Raw genomic sequence first — 15,435 nt, 5'->3', positions numbered from 1 at the left:
GGCAGGCGGAGGACGGGGGAGCACCCGCCGCGCGCGGGTTCATCTTCGATGATTCCCGGCCCGCCCGGCGCCGACGCGGTCTACCGCGCGCTCAAAACAAGGCGGCGTTGACAGCCTGTCCGTAGATCATTGCGGCCACGAGAGAGAGCAGCAAGCCCGCGCCCGAGAAGATCACGAGGACTTTCAGGGTTTCGACATCGACGCTGGTTCTCGTCGCGCGGGATATTGCCTTTGCCAGTGCAGCCATCATCGCCAGCTCCGAACGAGCCGCGCGGAGGCACGGCCTGTTTCATCTAGCCTTATCGGGCGCGTTTTGCGTGTGAAGCAGATTACAGCTGAACTTGCGTGCGGCGCCGCCAGCCGTGAGCGGTCAGCTGATGTTCAGAAGGATTCGCCCCGATTTGCCGCTGCGCATCAAATCCAGCGCGTCATTGATGTCATCGAGCGCGAACGCGTCGGTCACGATCCCGCGGTAACTGACCTTGCCGGCCTCGTCGAGGCGAACGAGACGCGGGATATCGCGCGCCGGCTGGCATTGCCCGCCTTCCGAGCCCTTCAGCACTTTCTCGAAGTGCAGCGGCAGCGTGTAGATTTCGACCTTCTCGCGGGGAACCCCGACAAGGATACAGCGGCCCTTCTTCGCGGTGACCTCGTAGGCGAGCTCGATCAAATTCCTGACGCCGGTGGTCTCGATCACCTTGTCGGGCCCGTCGGCTCCGGTGATGGCGCGTATCTCGGCGGCGAGATCCGTTGCCGCGTCGGAGTTGATGGTGTGGGTGGCGCCGAACCGCCTCGCCATCTCGAGCTTGTTGTCGAGGCGGTCGATCGCGACGACAGGACAGGCGCCGACCATCGCTGCAAACTGCACGATGTTCAACCCGACGCCGCCGACGCCGAACACAACGACGGCTTCGCCGATGGCGATCTGCGCGTCGTTGTTGACGACACCGAGCGCGGTCGTCACCGCGCAGCCCAGCAGCGGCGCGCTGCTGCGATCGATCGAGGCGGGAACGGGCGTGACGCGATTCTCCGACACCACGGCATAATCGTTGAAGGTGGTGATCCAGCCCGCGTTGAGGCGTCTGCCGCGCCAGGAATAGACCGGCGTATTGGACTGGACGCCCTTGCCCGGCCGCCAATGCATGACGACGGTGTCGCCCTGCTTGCAGGAGACGACGCCGGGCCCGGTTTCGACGATGGTCGCCAGCGCTTCGTGCCCCAGCAGGTGCGGCAGGAACCTGTCGGCGCCCTTGACGGCGTCGATCTCGTTGATCTGTGCCCCGCAGATGCTCGAGGTGTGCACGTGCGCAAGCACCTGGCCGTGCTCGAGCGTATCAGGCAAGGTGAACTCGTCGACGATCAGCGGCTTGCCCGATTCGACCAGAATCGCAGCCTTGGCAGTCTTGATGTCCATCAGAGCGCCCGGTCACTCGAAATAGATGAATTCGTAATCGCCGGTGTAGCCGAGCTTTTCGTACAACCAGACCCATTCCGATGTGTGCAGGATGGACTCCGCCGTCAGCGCCCAGCATTCGAGGTTGTGCAATTCGGCGACGTTCCGGTAGGCCTCGACCATGATGTATTTGTTCTTGCCGACCCGCTCGATCTCCTTGACCGCCACATCGAGCTCATAGAGCCGGAGATTGTGCAGGGTGCCGAGCGAGATGACGAGGTCGAAACTGTCGTCGCCATAGGGATAGACGTCCTGGGCGCGATGGCTGAAGAGGTACGGCTTCACCTGCTCGTGCGCATTTTCGAGACCGTGCTTCGAGATGTCGAAGCCGGCGACCTTCAGGCCCGGCAGGATCTTCTGCATCTCGTACAGCAGGAAGCCCTTGCCGCAGCCGACGTCGAGCACGCTGGAGCCGTCCTTCAGACCATAGGTCTCGATCAGCGCCTTGGCGACCGGCGCCCAGCGCCCTTCGATGAAGCGGTAGCCGCCATAGCCGAAGCGGCGGTCGCCATCCCAATAATCGGCCTCGTATTCCCGCGCCTTCAGCGAGCAGGCGATCTTGTCGTCGTTCATGCGGGCCATGTAGTCGCGCTTGGTCGCAGTATGCAGCGGCGTCACGATATTGAGCAGTCGTCCCATGGGGTCCTCGGATTCGAACACGTGCTGAGCCTAGCACTTTGTGCTCGCGATCATCATTGTTTCAAATCAACCACCAGGATCGCGCGGCGGAGTGTCGACCCACCTCGCCGGGAGGCGGCGCGGCGCGTGACGGGGGCCACCCGAGTTGTCGCGGGTCGGCGGCCCGTTCACAGGGCGACGACGTACCCGTCCCGCCTCGGATCGGCGGCACCCGTCATCACTCCGGTTTCCGGATCGAGCGCGATGGCCTGCATGCCGCCGCAGAGCATGGTCCACCCGGTGTCCAGGATCTCGATCTCGTGGCCGCGGCGTTTCAGGTCGGCGATCGTTTCCGGCGCGATGCGGTTCTCTGCTTGAATCAAGCGGCCATCCCAAAGCCGCGCACGCGGCGCCTCGATAGCCTGCTGCAGCGGAAGGCCGAACTCGACATACTGCACGAAAGCCTGAGCCTGGGTTTGCGGGATGCCGTAGCTGCCGGGCGTACCAAGCGCGAGCACCGGACGGTTGCTCCGCGTCGCAAGCGATGGCGCCAGGGTCACCGGCAATGCGTCGCCTGGCTTGGCCAGGTTGGGGCTTCCCGGCTGCACATCGGCCCAATGGAGGTGGTTGTTGAGGCAAACGCCGGTCCCCGGCACCACGACGCCGCTGCCGAACGGGCTGCCTAGACTTTGCGTGATGCAGATCAGATTGCCCTCGGCGTCTGCGATCGAGAACGAGGTGGTGTGCCCGGGGTCGGCACGATCCTGCGGCATCCACTGCTCGGTCGGACCGGTGATCGGCCGGCCGTCGCTGACGCGCTGCCGGAGCCGCGCGATCACCGCGTCGGACAAGACGTCAGATTGATCCAGCCCCATATGATCGTGTGTGATGCGCTCGCCGGCTGCAAGACGGATCGCACGATAGACCGTGTCGAGATGATCCGCGCCGTCCTTCGGCAGGCGCCCAAGGTCGTAACCTTCAAGAATCCTGAGGGTCAGGGCCAATTGGAAGCCGCCGCATTGCGACGCCGGGACGTGAAGCTCAAGCCCTCGATACGACACGGTCAGGGGATCGAGCCAATGCGGCTTGACGGAAACGAAATCGGCCAGCGTCAGGCTGCCGCCGAGCGTGCCGAGATGATCTATGATCCGTCGGCCGAGCTTGCCGCCATACAGATGCTCCGGCCCCAGTTCGGAGATCTCGGCAAGCGTTCGCGCGAGTTCAGGCTGAGGGATGATGGTGCCGAGCTTCACCGGCATGCCGTACGGCAGGTAGTTTTTGACCAACGCACCGTATAGTTCCGGCCAAGGCTCGAGCAGCGGCACTTGCTCGTTGATCTCATCGCGACCGAAATCCGAAAGAGCAAAGCCGTCGTGCGCCAGCGTGATCGCCGGGGCCAGGACGTCGGGAAGCGATTTGCGGCCATAGCGCGAGAGCAGCTCACACCAGCCCGCGAGATTTCCAGGCGTTGAGGCCGCCCGCGGGCCGCGCTCGAGATCGAGGCGGCTGGTGTATCTTCCAACCGGAAAGCTCGCGGGCATCGGCGGCGTGAAGTCGAGCACGCGAACGCGCTTCTCGTCTGACGCCCAGATCGTTGCCAATCCAAACCCGGCAAGTCCGGACATGAACGGTTCGACCACATTGAGGGCGGCCGCGGTGGCAACGGCCGCATCGAAAGCATTGCCGCCCTGGATCAGGAGCCGTGCACCAGCCTGCGCCGCAAGCGGATGCGCGGCAGCGACCATGCCGTGCCGCGAGAACAGCGTCGGACGGCCATATGTCCTGGCGAGTTGCATCTGTTCAGGCTTCCCGGCGATCAGTGCCCGTTCGCTGCGGCCTGGATCGCCTCCGACATGATCTCAAGACCGCGATCGATTTCGGCCTCGGACACCGTGAGCGGCGGCGCGATGCGGAAGACGCCGCCCATGCTGGGCAGCTTGACGATATTCATGCTGAGACCACGACGCATGGCTTCCTCCATGATCCGCGCGCCGAGCTCGAAGCCCGGCGCCTTCGACTGCCGGTCGACGACGATTTCAAGACCGAGCAGAAGCCCGCGGCCCCTGACGTCGCCGACGCATTCGAACCTTTGTTGCAGCGACAGCAATCCCTGTCGGAGCCTGTCGCCCCTGGCGGTCGCCTGCGCGACCAGCCCGTCGCGCTCGACGACGTCGAGGACCGTCACGCCGACCGCGGCGGGCAGCGGATCGGAGACATGCGTGGTGTAGAACAGAAAGCCACGCTCAAATGCGGCCTGCTCGATGGCCTGGGTCGTCATGACGGCGGCGAGCGGCAGGCCGGCACCGAGCGTCTTCGACAGCGTGAGAATGTCCGGCACCACGCCGTCGCGCTCGAAGGCGAACATGTGCCCGGTGCGGCCAATTCCGGTCTGGGCCTCGTCGAGGATCAGCAGCATCCCGCGCTGTTCGCATTTTTGCTTCAAGGCGGCGAGATAGCCGAGCGGCAGTTCCAGAATGCCGCCGCTGGACAGGATCGGCTCGGCGATGAAGGCCGCCAGATTGCCGGTCGACTGGCTGTCGATCAGCACGAAGGCATCGTCCAACTCGGTCTGCCAGTCGTTGCTGCCATCGGCGGTCTTGAAACGTGGCCGATAAGCGTTCGGCGCGGGAATGACGAACGATCCAACCGCAGCCGGCCCGTACCCGCGCCGGCCCGCGCTGTAGGTCGCCGATGCCGCAGCGCCGGTCATGCCGTGCCAGCTTTGCGCGAAGGCAACGATCTCGTGCCTGCCGGTGACCAGCTTCGCCATTCGGATCGCCGCTTCGTTGGCTTCCGCACCTGTCGTCAGCAACTGCACGCGGTCGAGGCCGGGAGCAAGCGCGGCGAGACGCTCGGCCAACATCACCACCGGGCGCGAGAGCATGCCGCTGAAGAGATGAGCGACCGCACCCATTTGCCGCGCGACGGTGGCGACGATATCGGGGTGCGTGTGCCCCAGCACGGCGCTCATCTGACCCGACGTGAAATCGAGGATGGCGCGTCCGTCGGCGTCGTACACGAAACTGCCGGCCGCCCGCTCGATAATGACGGGTTCGAAGCTCGGGCCGTAGCGGGTCAGATGCGTGTTGGCGGAAGCCCAGAAATCGGGATCGGCGTTCAAGGTCATGACAGGCCACCTCCGCTTGGAATGTCAGACCTCTAGTCAATCATTTGACTTCAGGCTAATTGATATTATTCAAGCTGGATATCAATCAGACTGATACCGATGCTGGATCTCACGCTCCTGCGAAATTTCGTCGTCGTGGCCCGTGTCGGCTCCATCAGTCTGGCCGCCTTGCAGATCGGCCGGACGCAATCCGCGCTCAGCATGCAAATGCAACGGCTGGAAGAGACGATCACGCAACCGCTGTTTCACCGCAGCGGGTCAGGAATGAGGTTGACCGCGGCCGGCGAGAAACTGCTCGCACACGCTGAGACGCTGCTGGCGCAGCACGATGAGATTCTGGCCGACATGAGCGGTGAGGGCCTCAAGGGAGCGTTGAGCCTGGGCTGCCCGGAGGACTACTCGATCGCCTTCCTGCCGGCGCTGCTGAAGGGGTTCTGCGCGCTCCATCCCAATGTCGAGCTGCGCATGGTCTGCGCCCCGACGTCCGAGCTGCGCCCCATGCTGGCGCGGCGCCAGATCGACATGGCGCTGGTCTCGCTGTCTGATGCCGGCGCGAGCGATGTGATCCGCCAGGAGCGCTTCGTCTGGGTGGCGAACGAGGCCGAACCGAAAATACTGACGCAAGACGTCCTGCCTCTGGCCCTGGCGGCGCCGATGAGCCTGGACTACCGCGCAGCCTGCGCCGCGATGAACGCGGTCAACCGACGTTACAGGGTCGCTTACGCAAGCAACAGTCTCGCCGGCTTGATCGCGATCGCGCGGTCCGGTCACGCGATCAGCGTCCTGACGCGAACCGCCGTTCCGTTCGATCTTCACGTCGTGTCGGCCGGATTGCCTCTGCTTCCGACGATCGGCATCGCGCTGGAATTCTCGGAGGCCAAGCCGTCCTTGTTGGCGACAACGCTGGCCGAGCACGTTCGCACCGTGCTGCCCGGACTGAATACCAAGGCGGAGATCGATTAGCTTGCCGCCGAGCTGGCGAAGCGGGCCCGGCGACGCCTCCCATCAGCCAATCATTCAGCCCACGGCAGTGTCGCAGGTTAAGAGCTCGCAGGCAGACGATCTGACGGACTCCACAGCTACCTCAAGCGGCCAAGTCAGCCGTAAGCGGCTCGTCAAAGGATCCGGGGAATTCCAGAACGTCCGACGCGCCCGTCCAAATCGAAATGAACTGATGGACGCCACGTTCGTTGGTGGATATCGATCTGAAGGCAAAAAGCAAATGATCAAGCCTACGCGGTCGGCCGAGCAACAGATTGCGGACGAAGTCGATCGACGGAGCCTCAATCCGACGGGGGCGAGGCAGACCATAGCGGACAGCCAAGCCACTCCTGAGTTTCGGGAGAACCTCAAACGCCTCAAAGCCGAGCGGCTTGAGCGCGAGGCTAGACCGAAGGCGAAGCCAAAGGCCTGATTTGATTCGGCACCCCACTCCTTTCGCCTCGGTTGGCCGGCCAAGCGGCCGCGCTGGCGTAGAAGGCTCTCACTGCAGAAGGTCATGAAATGTCGAATCGACGGTGGATGATCTTCCTGCTGCTTTCCGTGGTGATCGTTTGCTCGATCGTCGCGAGCGCTCGGTATTACTCAAGCAAATGCCATGGCATGGACGCGTGCGCGGCCGTTGAAGCCGAAAGCCATGAGCGGGATAAGCCAACCGAGCCACAATAGCTTTCGGGCGAAAACGCCCGTTGCGAAACGTACGGGTCAAGGGATCAAGCGCGAATACGCGGCGGCCGTCGAAAAGCAGCGCGAGCCCCTTTGGCCTCTGCCTTCCGTCAAAGATTTGGATCGGAGAATGTGCTCGATCGGCTCGGCGACATTGCGGCCAGCGCAGTAGATGCAGCCAAGAAGGGGCACAAAGTGGAGAAATGGCGCGCCACGGCCGATGAAGATGGGCACTACTGCTTCGCCGTGGCGCTATGATTCCAGAGCCAGCGATACGCCGCAATCGCCAAATCTGCGATGGCTCACGATCCTGCGCTACGCCTCATGAGCGGCTGTCCGCCCGATTTCGCCGGTGGTCCGGTCACCCTTCGGCTGCCGCCATTTCGATCAAATCGCGGGAACGGCGCGATGGGCCATATAGTGACATTTCGGTGACGCCGATCTGCTGGTTGACGAGGTCGCCTTGTGCTACTTGATCGGGCTAGAACAATTAGACCGCCAAGGGCTTCCCGTGTGATCCGTGAATTTCCGCCAGACCATGAACTCCTCGCCTTTTTTGAGAGTGAACCGACCGTACTCACTCCCGGCGATCCTTGGGTCTACAATACGCTTGAGTTTACGACAGTTCGAGCGGAGATCACGATCCGTTGTCGCCTCGTCCCGTCATATGGAAAGATCACGACGCTATTTATAGTGAACGGCCACGAATTGGCGAAGTTCGAACTTCACGACGCGGAATCAATCCGGATTATCACAAGCGCGCAACAAGAGGCTTTGGTAGCGACTTTCGCGCCGCCACTGCGCCTCGATAACTTCGCTTTACAACTGAAGCCCCGGGTTTGGGCTGGGTGGGGCAACTTACATCAATTCCCCTAGCCAGCCTTTGCGAGGCTAGACGTGGAGCTAACCGCCAGCGTGGAGTGCGTCGTCCTTTCTGGAGCGCGCGAGTCTGCCCCGGGTCAATCGCGTCGGCCGGGCCAAAGGTCAGCGACTCCCGGACTACCCCACAAACCGGCCTCCAGAGGAGAGGTGAACTTCGCAGTCGGGCCACAAAGCGACATGGCTGTGATATGGAAGAGGCAGCCAACTGAGTGGCCTCACTGGATCGATATATGCATCCTGAATTGATCGCTGACGTTAAGCTCTATGCGACCTCTGCCGGTGGTCGCAGTTCTCCGATAGTAGGTGATTGGTTTGGTTGCCCTTGCAAGCTTCGCCCCGATGATTTTGACGCGAGGGATTGTCGATTGCTCTTGGGTGGTTTGTCGATGTCGCCCGGCGAGTCGCGCCGCCTCGGAGTTGTTTTCCTCTCACCCGACTCCGCGCCTTTGTTTCGGGCTGTCGGTGCCTTCTATTTGTGGGAAGGCAAGATCATCGGTGAGGCCGTAGTCGTTGCAAATGCCACTTGACCTCTCGCTGCTAATGCCCGTTTCGGATCATTCGCGTCGATATTGCCGAGTCCGCCTTCTCGTCCGCTATCGACAATACCCGACATCAACCGACCGAGAGCTAGGGCGCAAATCTCGTCCGAATAGGACGGCTAGATAAAAGCGACGGTGTCGCTCCGGGCCGTCGGGGGTCGTAAGTGTTTGTCTGCACATTGTTTTGGATGGCACTGCAGCGGCACCGTGTTAGGCGGCCTGGTGCCGTTCGAACCGAGAAGGCATTCAAAATCAACGTTCCGAGCGCCATCGTTCGCAGCGTAGCGTCGTTTTGCGCAGGCTCGGCATGGATGCCCGCCATGATCGCATGGGAGGCCGCTGCCGGACCAACGGAACGCCGTCAAGGCTCGCGCTGCGCGCGACCGGCTCCGCCGGCTTGCGGCCTTGACTGCGCTCCGATGGCCCGGCTCTTTGCTGCCATGCGATCATGGCTTGCTCTGCGCGATTGCGCTCACGCGGCAGACGAAGCGCGAGGTCGGAGCACCGCAGCGTGATGTGGCGCGCACTTCGGCTGTTCAGTGGATCGGCCAGGCTTGCCACAATGGCGCCATGGCTCGCTCTCAAGAATCGCAGCGGCGCGTGTCGACCAACGCGCAATGCGACGATCTCTACGACTATGCAGTGACGCCCGCGCGTCCTGGCCGGCGACGAGCGAAGCGCACTTCGGTGACATGGACGGTGACGGATGACTGGCTGGAAGACGTGCCGGTTGCTGAAGCCGAGATCGCCGTCTTTGAGGCTTGGTTCGGCGACCTGTTCGACGAGCTATTTGGAGACGGCTGAAGGGGGACATCACCATGGCAGCGGCGGTTCGGGCGGCTCTCTACCTGCGGGTCTCGACGGGGCGGCAAGCCGACAGTGATCTCTCCATCCCGGACCAGCGCCGCCAGGCGAAGGGCTATTGCGCGTCGCGCGGGTGGGAGATCATCGCCGAGTACGTCGAGCCCGGCGCATCGGCGACGGACGATCGGCGGCCCGAATTCTTACGCATGATCGACGCGGCCACGGCCAAGCCACCGGCGTTCGATGTGATCCTGGTCCACAGCTTCAGCCGCTTCTTCCGCGCCAGTTCCAGCTTGAGTTCTATGTCCGCCGGCTTGCCAAGAACGGCGTGCGCCTGGCGTCGATCACGCAGGATCTCGGCGATGATCCGATGAGCAACATGATCCGCCAGATCATGGCACTCTTCGACGAATACCAGTCCAAGGAGAATGCCAAGCACACGCTGCGAGCGATGAAGGAGAACGCGCGCCAGGGCTTCTGGAATGGCGCACTGCCGCCGATCGGCTACCGTATCGTGGAAGCCAGTGAGTAGCGCGGCCATCGCACCAAGAAGACGCTGGAGATCGACCCGATCCAGGCGGAGACCGTGCGGCTGATCTATCGCCTGGCGCGCGAAGGCAACGGCTCTTCGGGCGCAATGGGCGTCAAATCGATTGCCATACATCTGAACGAAGCCGGCATCCGAACCCGCGACGGCGGACGCTGGGGCGTCGATGCCGTGCACAAGGTGCTCACGCGCACGACGTACATCGGCCGCCATCGCTTCAACGCCAAATATTGGAAAACACGCGAGCGAAAGCCAGAGGCCGAGGTGGTCGAGATGACGGTCCCGCCGATCATCGAGGCCGCCGAGTTCGAGGCCGTCCAGGCGTTGCTCAAAACGCGCAGCCCCGCAATGAGTGCGCCGCGCGTCGTCAGCGGGCCGACCCTCCTTACCGGCATCTGCTTTTGCGCTGCCTGCGGCGGAGCAATGACGCTGAGGACCGGGAAGAGTGGGAGATACAGGTATTACACCTGCTCAACCAAGGCCCGGCAGGGCGAGACCGGCTGCAAGGGTCGCACCGTTCCGATGGAAAAGCTCGACGGTGTAGTGGTCGAGCACATCGAGCAGCGCCTGTTGCAGCCCAAACGTCTCGAGCAAATCCTCTCGACCGTCCTCCATCGCCGGAAAGAGCGCGCCGAGCGCCGAACGACGCATATCGCCGAATTGCGCAAGCGCGCAGCCGAAGCAGAAGCCAAACTCAAGCGATTGTACGACGCGATTGAAAACGGAGTCGCTGACGTCTCCGACCCGATGCTCAAGGAGCGCGTGGCCGAGCTGAAGTCCGTCCGCGACCAGGCCCGCGCTGACGCAGAGCGGGCCGAGGGAGCGCTTGATCGAGCCGGGCCAAGCATCACACCCCAGGCGCTTAAAACCTTCGCCCGCCAGGCCCGCAGGCGCGTGCGGACCGAGTCGGGCGGCTACCGCCGCGATCACCTCCGTGCTCTGGCCCAGCGCGTGGAAGTGGACGCGAAAGAAGTTCGCATCATGGGATCGAAAAGCGTGCTTCTGGGTACGCTCGTCGCTGCCTCAAGCGTAAAAACGGCAGGTTTTGGAGTGCCCAGTTTTGTACCGAAGTGGCGCGCCCGGAACGATTCGAACGTCCGACCCTCAGATTCGTAGTCTGATGCTCTATCCAGCTGAGCTACGGGCGCGTTTTTCGCAAACAGCGCGGGCTTGGCCCGCAGGCAGCCCCCGGCGACGCCGGAGGGGGTGCGAAAGAGCGCTCTGACTAACCGCTCTTGCCCCGATTGGCAAGGTCCGGGTGAGGGAGATTTTGCAGGGAAATGACAGTTTGCGCGCTCGGCCGCTGGCCGACAAAAGCGCGACGAAGGGTCGGGATGAAAAGTCATCGCGCTTTAGGTTATTGTTTGAGCATGATCTTTTCGGAAAACCGCTTCGCACTTTTCCGGATCATGCTCTACGCCCTCTGCCGCTCGTTGCGGATGGAGAGGAGTTCCACGGGGCGGTCGGGGATGACGATCCGGAAGGTGGCGCCGATGGTGCCTTCGACCAGATGGATGTCGCCGCCATGGGCGCGGACCAGCTCGGCGGCGATGGCCAGACCAAGCCCGCTGCCGCCGGGGCGCCCCGAGGTCTGGAACGCCTCGAACAGATGTTCCCGGGTCTTCTGGGGGACACCGGGGCCGGTGTCGGAGACCTCCAGGATGGCGACGGCGCCCTCGCGTTTTCCCGTGATCCGGATTTGCTGCGCGCCGCCCTCGGCCGACGCATGGCTCTCCAGCGCCTGGGCGGCGTTGCGAACGAGGTTGAGCAGCACGCGGAACAGCTGGTCGGGGTCGGCATCGACGGCGAGCCCGCGCTCGATCGCGGCGACCCAGACTATCGCCGCATCGGAGGCAAGGCCCGCGGTCTCGCGTACCTCCAGCACGACAGGCTCGATCAGGATCATGCGCCGGTCAGGCGCGGCTTCCTGGGCGCGGCCGTAAGACAATGTCGACTGGCAGAAGGCGATGGCGCGCTCGAGCGAACGGACGAGCTTCGGCGCGAAGCGCTGCACCCGCGGATCCGGCACGCTGGCGAGCTGGTCCGACAAGAGCTGCGCCGAGGCCAGCAGATTGCGCAGATCGTGGTTGATCTTGGAGACGGCGAGGCCGAGGGCCGCAAGCCGGCTCTTCTGATGCAGCATCGACATCAGGTCGCGCTGCATGTCCGACAATTCGCGCTCGGCGACCCCGATCTCGTCGCTGCGCTGGCTCGGCACGATGATCCCCACCGAACTCTCGGGGTTTTCGTGGAAGCCGACCAGGCTCGCGGTCAGCCGCCGCATCGGGCGCACGAAGAGATAATGCAGGGCGAGATAGACGAGGCCCGCGGTCAGCACCGCGATGATCAGCGCGACCACCACGACGTTGCGGGAGAAGCGGTACATCGACTGCCGCAGCGGCAGCTCGTCGGTGACGATCTCGATGAACTGGGCGTTGCCGACGCCGGGGCCGACGATGCGGATGGCCTGGTTGCCGGTCTCCAGCATCATCCGAAACGATCCGGTGATCGCCTCCCATGCCGTCATGTCGCGCAGGTCGATGTCATGCTCGATGGCTGCAGGAAGATTGTCGCTGGCGAGCAGCCGGCGCTGCTGGCCCATCTTGATGGCGACGGCGCGGGCATTGATGCTTTTCAGGATCTGGCGCGACAGCGAATCGGGAACCATGCCGAGCGGCGCGGCATCGAGCACCAGCGCCGCAGTGTTGGCCGCAGCGACCCGGTCGTTGAGCCGGTTGACCCAGAAATTGGCGATGGCAGGCACGTAGAGCAGGACCGCTGCGATCATCACCAGGGGGACGGTGAGCAGCAGCAGCTTGCCGGACAGCCCCAGCCCGGCAGGCCCGCGCGGCCGCGCCGCGGGCGGGTCCCGCTGATCCTGATCTTGGACCGGCTGGAAGTCTGTCGCTGCCACGAAATTCGCCCTCGCTGCCTTTTGCCGGTTTATAGGGTTTGGCCCGGTCAAGGATTTGGCGGACATGAGGATGCGGCCCACCCCCGGCCCGGTCAAATTACAGATCGCTCATCTGCCAAGGTGGGATGTAAGCCCGGATATCGCGAGTCGCCACCTCAAGGGTTAAAAACCCCGCACAAACAGCGATATTCACCGGAATCGCGCGCTTAGTGCGGCGTTGACGAAAAGAAGGCGCTCGCTTATAAGCCGGCCAAATTGTCCGCGATGACCCGGTGTGACGCCGGGAGCGGCTCTCTTGGGGCCGAAAAAGGCCCGTTTGGGCCGCATCTTCCGGACTTTACCCTTAATTCTACAGGCAAATTGCCCGGTCAGCGGAGAAAAACCCGTGAAGCGGACTTATCAACCCAGCAAACTGGTGCGCAAGCGCCGCCACGGCTTCCGTGCCCGTCTCGCCACGGCCGGTGGCCGCAAGGTTCTCGCCGCCCGCCGCGCCCGCGGCCGCAAGCGTCTGAGCGCCTGAGCCTGACCCTTTTGGGATTTCATCATGGATCGGCTGAGGCAGCGAGCGGATTTCCTCGCCGTTGCCAATGGCGCGCGGGTGAATAGCGCCGCGTTCGTCCTGCAAAGCCGCCGCCGCGATGACGACGGCCCGATCCGGATCGGCTTCACCGTTACCAAAAAGAACGGCAACGCCCCCGAGCGCAACCGCATCCGGCGCCGGCTTCGCGAACTCGTGAAGCGGCTCGATCCGGTATCGATACAGCCCCATCATGATTATGTGCTGGTCGGCCGAAGGGACGCGCTCTCGCGCGACTTCGCCACCATGCTCGACGATCTGCGCATGGCGTTCACACGGCCCCTGCGTCATACGGCCAAGGGGCGCGGCCAGAGGCCGGGCCCCGCGACAGGCCGCAAACCGGATTGATGACGAGAGAATGATGACCGACAATCGCAACACCATCCTCGCCGTCATTCTGTCCGGCCTGGTGCTGATCGCCTGGCAATATTTCTACAACGTGCCGGCGATGGAGAAGCAGCGCGCCCTGCAGCAGACGCAGGCCGAGTTGCAGAAGACCACGCCGCAGCCGACGGCCTCCGCGACGCCAGGCACAACCCCGCAGGCCGGCAGCACGGCCCAGCCGTCGACGCCGAGCGCGAACCAGCAGGCCCAGCCGGTGGTTGCGCGCGACAGCGCGATTGCAGCCAGCCCCCGCGTGAAGATCGACACGCCGCGGCTCGCCGGCAGCGTCTCGCTGAAGGGCGGCCGCATCGACGACCTCGCGCTGGTGCAGTACCGCGAAACGGTCGACCCGAAATCGCCGCCGATCATCCTCTATTCGCCCTCGGGCACGGCGGAGCCTTATTACGCCGAGTTCGGCTGGGTGCCGGCGACGGGCGTGACGGCGAAACTGCCTGACGCGCAGACCGTCTGGCAGCAGGACGGCAGCGGCAGCCTGACGCCGACGACGCCGGTGGTGCTGAAATGGGACAATGGCGAGGGCCTCAGCTTCCGCCGCACCATCGCGGTCGACGACCACTATCTCTTCACCGTCAAGGACGAGGTGAGCAATGTCGGCAACGCGCCGGTCACGCTCTATCCGTTCGCGCTGATCTCGCGTCACGGCACGCCGCATGTCTCCGGCTACTACATCCTGCATGAAGGCCTGATCGGCTATCTCGATGGCCTGCAGGAATACGCCTACAAGAAGATCGACGAATCCAAGACGGTGAACTTCAAGGCCACCAACGGCTGGCTCGGCATGACCGACAAGTACTGGGCCTCGGCGCTGCTGCCGGACACCAGTGCGCAGCTTCAGGCGCGCTTCTCGTCGAACCCGGTCGGCAACGTCCACACCTACCAGACCGACTATCTGCTCGATCCCGTCACCGTCGCGATCGGCGGCTCCGCGACCGCGAGCGCGCGGCTGTTCGCCGGTGCCAAGGAAGCCGGCGTCGTCGGTGTGTTCCCGTTCGCCGGCCTCGGCGGCTACAACAAGGAGCTCGGCCTCAACCATTTCGATCTGCTGATCGACTGGGGCTGGTTCTACTTCATCACCAAGCCGATGTTCCTCGGCCTCGACTTCTTCTACCGCTTCTTCGGCAATTTCGGTATCTCGATCCTGCTCGTGACCGTGATCGTGAAGCTGCTGTTCTTCCCGCTGGCGAACAAGTCCTACGCCTCGATGGCGAAGATGAAGTCGGTCCAGCCGCAGCTTCAGGCGCTCAAGGAGCGCTATCCCGACGACAAGGTGAAGCAGCAGCAGGAGATGATGGAGATCTACCGCAAGGAGAAGATCAATCCGGTCGCCGGCTGTCTTCCCGTGGTGATCCAGATCCCGGTGTTCTTCTCGCTCTACAAGGTGCTGTTCGTCACCATCGAGATGCGGCACGCGCCGTTCTTCGGCTGGATCAAGGACCTTTCCGCGCCCGATCCGACCAACCTGTTCACCCTGTTCGGGCTGATCCCGTTCGATCCGACCACGCTGCCGCTGTTCGGCCACTACCTCGCGCTCGGCATCTGGCCGATCATCATGGGCATCACGATGTGGTTCCAGATGAAGCTGAACCCGACGCCGCCGGATCCGACCCAGCAGCTGATCTTCAACTGGATGCCGCTGATCTTCACCTTCATGCTGGCGGGCTTCCCGGCGGGCCTCGTGATCTACTGGGCCTGGAACAACACGCTCTCGGTGCTGCAGCAGAGCTTCATCATGCGCCGCAACGGCGTGAAGGTGGAGCTGTTCGACAATCTCAAGGCGACGTTCGCGAAGAAGGCGACGTAGCGCCCGTCATTGCGAGGAGCGAAGCTCCGAAGCAATCCAGACTGTTTCCACAGGAAAGTCTGGCTTGCTTCGCTTCGCTCGCAATGACGTGAGGAAACAGAAA

At 63.4% G+C, this 15,435-nt stretch carries 13 protein-coding genes, 1 tRNA gene and 1 pseudogene; 8 read left to right on the top strand and 7 right to left on the bottom strand.

Translation table 11 applies throughout. From position 1 onward, the window contains the following. Positions 1–91: 91 nt before the first annotated feature. From JQ572_RS00650 to JQ572_RS00630, 5 genes are all read right to left on the bottom strand, one after another. Positions 92–250: a hypothetical protein gene (locus JQ572_RS00650; RefSeq protein WP_211381066.1), complete on the bottom strand. Its 159-nt coding sequence runs from the start codon at positions 248–250 to the stop codon at positions 92–94. A gap of 120 nt (positions 251–370) precedes the next feature. After that, a complete protein-coding gene (locus tag JQ572_RS00645) occupies positions 371–1,414 on the bottom strand; it encodes a zinc-binding dehydrogenase (protein ID WP_211381065.1) in 1,044 nt (347 codons plus the stop codon). Positions 1,415–1,426: 12 nt separating this feature from the next. Further along, the gene (locus JQ572_RS00640) at positions 1,427–2,092 is read right to left on the bottom strand and encodes a class I SAM-dependent methyltransferase (protein WP_249128785.1); all 666 of its coding nucleotides are present in this window, start codon (positions 2,090–2,092) and stop codon (positions 1,427–1,429) included. Positions 2,093–2,259: 167 nt separating this feature from the next. Further along, positions 2,260–3,816: a gamma-glutamyltransferase family protein gene (locus tag JQ572_RS00635; protein ID WP_211381063.1), complete on the bottom strand. Its 1,557-nt coding sequence runs from the start codon at positions 3,814–3,816 to the stop codon at positions 2,260–2,262. Between the two features lie 71 nt (positions 3,817–3,887). Beyond that, a complete protein-coding gene (locus JQ572_RS00630) occupies positions 3,888–5,198 on the bottom strand; it encodes an aspartate aminotransferase family protein (protein ID WP_211381062.1) in 1,311 nt (436 codons plus the stop codon). A gap of 99 nt (positions 5,199–5,297) precedes the next feature. Between JQ572_RS00630 and JQ572_RS00625 the strand changes: the two genes are divergently transcribed. From JQ572_RS00625 to JQ572_RS00610, 5 genes and pseudogenes are all read left to right on the top strand, one after another. Continuing rightward, positions 5,298–6,161, top strand: coding sequence for a LysR family transcriptional regulator (locus JQ572_RS00625; protein WP_211381061.1), 864 nt, complete (start codon positions 5,298–5,300; stop codon positions 6,159–6,161). Between the two features lie 211 nt (positions 6,162–6,372). Beyond that, complete coding sequence (locus JQ572_RS00620) at positions 6,373–6,612, top strand: hypothetical protein (protein ID WP_249128784.1); 240 nt, start codon at positions 6,373–6,375, stop codon at positions 6,610–6,612. A 2,125-nt stretch (positions 6,613–8,737) separates the two neighbouring features. Next, entirely contained in the window at positions 8,738–9,088 is a 351-nt protein-coding gene (locus tag JQ572_RS00615) for a hypothetical protein (protein ID WP_211382437.1), read from the top strand. A gap of 14 nt (positions 9,089–9,102) precedes the next feature. Further along, a pseudogene (locus tag JQ572_RS35400) lies at positions 9,103–9,620 on the top strand (recombinase family protein). A gap of 54 nt (positions 9,621–9,674) precedes the next feature. After that, positions 9,675–10,751, top strand: coding sequence for a recombinase family protein (locus tag JQ572_RS00610; protein ID WP_349643086.1), 1,077 nt, complete (start codon positions 9,675–9,677; stop codon positions 10,749–10,751). Here the strand turns inward: JQ572_RS00610 and JQ572_RS00605 are convergent. After that, positions 10,707–10,783: transfer RNA gene (locus tag JQ572_RS00605), tRNA-Arg, on the bottom strand. The two genes, JQ572_RS00610 and JQ572_RS00605, sit on opposite strands and share 45 nt — an antisense overlap. A gap of 266 nt (positions 10,784–11,049) precedes the next feature. Further along, positions 11,050–12,549 carry a sensor histidine kinase gene (locus tag JQ572_RS00600; protein ID WP_211381060.1) on the bottom strand — a complete coding sequence of 500 codons (1,500 nt, stop codon included), beginning with the start codon at positions 12,547–12,549 and terminating at the stop codon, positions 11,050–11,052. 385 nt (positions 12,550–12,934) lie between these two features. Here JQ572_RS00600 and rpmH point away from each other — a divergent pair, with 385 nt between their 5' ends. The 3 genes from rpmH to yidC are packed head-to-tail and all read left to right on the top strand — an operon-like array spanning position 12,935 to position 15,332. After that, entirely contained in the window at positions 12,935–13,069 is a 135-nt protein-coding gene (gene rpmH / locus JQ572_RS00595; protein ID WP_008542748.1) for a 50S ribosomal protein L34, read from the top strand. A 24-nt stretch (positions 13,070–13,093) separates the two neighbouring features. Next, the gene (gene rnpA / locus JQ572_RS00590) at positions 13,094–13,474 is read left to right on the top strand and encodes a ribonuclease P protein component (protein ID WP_211381059.1); all 381 of its coding nucleotides are present in this window, start codon (positions 13,094–13,096) and stop codon (positions 13,472–13,474) included. Positions 13,475–13,487: 13 nt separating this feature from the next. Beyond that, positions 13,488–15,332 (top strand): membrane protein insertase YidC, encoded by a 1,845-nt coding sequence (gene yidC / locus JQ572_RS00585; RefSeq protein WP_211381058.1) that lies wholly within the window; start codon positions 13,488–13,490, stop codon positions 15,330–15,332. Positions 15,333–15,435 lie beyond the last annotated feature (103 nt).

The sequence above is a fragment of the Bradyrhizobium sp. SZCCT0153 genome (assembly GCF_018129995.1).
In the GTDB taxonomy this organism is placed as follows: Bacteria; Pseudomonadota; Alphaproteobacteria; order Rhizobiales; family Xanthobacteraceae; genus Bradyrhizobium; species Bradyrhizobium japonicum_G.
This window is presented reverse-complemented; position numbering and strand designations above follow the sequence as displayed.

Coding starts and splice junctions, on each gene's coding strand:
- JQ572_RS00650 (WP_211381066.1), bottom strand. CDS start 250: ATGATGGCTGCACTGGCAAAGGCAATATCCCGCGCGACGAGAACCAGC.
- JQ572_RS00645 (WP_211381065.1), bottom strand. CDS start 1,414: ATGGACATCAAGACTGCCAAGGCTGCGATTCTGGTCGAATCGGGCAAG.
- JQ572_RS00640 (WP_249128785.1), bottom strand. CDS start 2,092: ATGGGACGACTGCTCAATATCGTGACGCCGCTGCATACTGCGACCAAG.
- JQ572_RS00635 (WP_211381063.1), bottom strand. CDS start 3,816: ATGGTCGCTGCCGCGCATCCGCTTGCGGCGCAGGCTGGTGCACGGCTC.
- JQ572_RS00630 (WP_211381062.1), bottom strand. CDS start 5,198: ATGACCTTGAACGCCGATCCCGATTTCTGGGCTTCCGCCAACACGCAT.
- JQ572_RS00625 (WP_211381061.1), top strand. CDS start 5,298: ATGCTGGATCTCACGCTCCTGCGAAATTTCGTCGTCGTGGCCCGTGTC.
- JQ572_RS00620 (WP_249128784.1), top strand. CDS start 6,373: ATGGACGCCACGTTCGTTGGTGGATATCGATCTGAAGGCAAAAAGCAA.
- rnpA (WP_211381059.1), top strand. CDS start 13,094: ATGGATCGGCTGAGGCAGCGAGCGGATTTCCTCGCCGTTGCCAATGGC.
- yidC (WP_211381058.1), top strand. CDS start 13,488: ATGACCGACAATCGCAACACCATCCTCGCCGTCATTCTGTCCGGCCTG.